The following is a 703-nucleotide window of genomic DNA, read 5'->3' as shown; positions in this document are numbered from 1 at the left end:
CAGCCGACCACCCTCGGCCAGCAACCCGAACGCCCGGTCCAGCACCCGCTCCAGATACTCCCAACCCGGGAAATACTGCACGACCGAGTTGATGACAACCGTGTCGAACCCACCCGCCGGAAGCCCGGAAACATCATCAGCGGCCTGACAGCGCACCACCACGTGATCCCAGCCCAGCCCCGCCACCTGACCACGCAACCGCTCCACCACCGCCGACGAGAAGTCAGTCGCCCAGTACGACTCCACCCCCGCCGCCACATGCCCCATCAACAACCCCGAACCGACACCGATCTCCAACACCCGGCGAGGAGCAAACGCCCGGATCCTCTCCAGCACCTGGTCACGCCACTCCCGCATCTCGGGCAACGGGATCGGCTCGCCCGAGTACGAGCTGTTCCACCCCTCGAACCCCTCCCCCAGCACATCGGACCCGGCCTCACCGTCGTGAACGGCCTCTCCGTAGACCGAGTCGTAGATCTCCCGCCATTCGTCGACCTGCTCACTGGTCGCGCCGTCCGCCTCTCCTGCCGAGGGGACGATGTAGGCGACGAGGCGGGTGTCGTCGTGATGCGGACGGGCGACGACCAGAGCCTGGGAGACACCAGGCTCGGCCTCCAACGCCGCCCGGACCTCACCCGGTTCGATACGGAAACCACGAATCTTCACCTGATCATCGGCACGACCCAGGTACTCCAGCTGACCG

At 66.4% G+C, this 703-nt stretch carries 1 protein-coding gene; it reads right to left on the bottom strand.

Annotated features, from left to right (window positions below):
• Positions 1 to 703: class I SAM-dependent methyltransferase (locus tag HZS56_RS37840; RefSeq protein WP_216725329.1), on the bottom strand; the 703-nt coding region annotated here is incomplete at both ends.

The sequence above is a fragment of the Streptomyces mayonensis genome, from assembly GCF_018982965.1.
GTDB classification, from domain to species: Bacteria; Actinomycetota; Actinomycetes; order Streptomycetales; family Streptomycetaceae; genus Streptomyces; species Streptomyces mayonensis.
Note: the sequence above shows the minus strand (reverse complement) of the source record. Positions and strands in the feature narration are given on the sequence as shown.